Here is a 336-nt window from a genome sequence, read left to right as displayed (position 1 = left end):
TCGACCGTTAAAGGGGTTTCAAAAATTTCGCGGGCTTTATTGCTGCTAACGTCTACCCGATTATACCTGCCGTCAATAAGATGGACAACATAACGATCACCTTCAGCAAAACGGATACGGCCCACTTTCACTCTTTTTAAATCGCTCTCATCCAGGTAGTATGTCGAGAAATGAGCCGGAATGATCATGCCGGTATCAGATTCAGAAGTGGTGGGAGGCATTGGACTATACCAATGGACGATGACCTGCTCGGCCGGTAGATCATTATATCCGTTGAGGATTTCTGCAAGTGAGCGGCGTCCCGCAAAAAAGTCTTCATCTGTATCCACGTGTATG

1 protein-coding gene is annotated in these 336 nt (G+C 46.7%); it reads right to left on the bottom strand.

Annotated features, from left to right (window positions below; genetic code table 11):
- Positions 1-329, bottom strand: a 329-nt coding sequence (locus tag U9S71_RS20940; protein WP_326329807.1) for a hypothetical protein, incomplete at its 3' end; no start/stop codon positions are given.
- Positions 330-336: the final 7 nt, after the last annotated feature.

Origin of the sequence: Parapedobacter flavus (genome assembly GCF_035818675.1) — a bacterium.
Lineage (GTDB): Bacteria > Bacteroidota > Bacteroidia > Sphingobacteriales > Sphingobacteriaceae > Parapedobacter > Parapedobacter flavus.
Note: the sequence above shows the minus strand (reverse complement) of the source record. Positions and strands in the feature narration are given on the sequence as shown.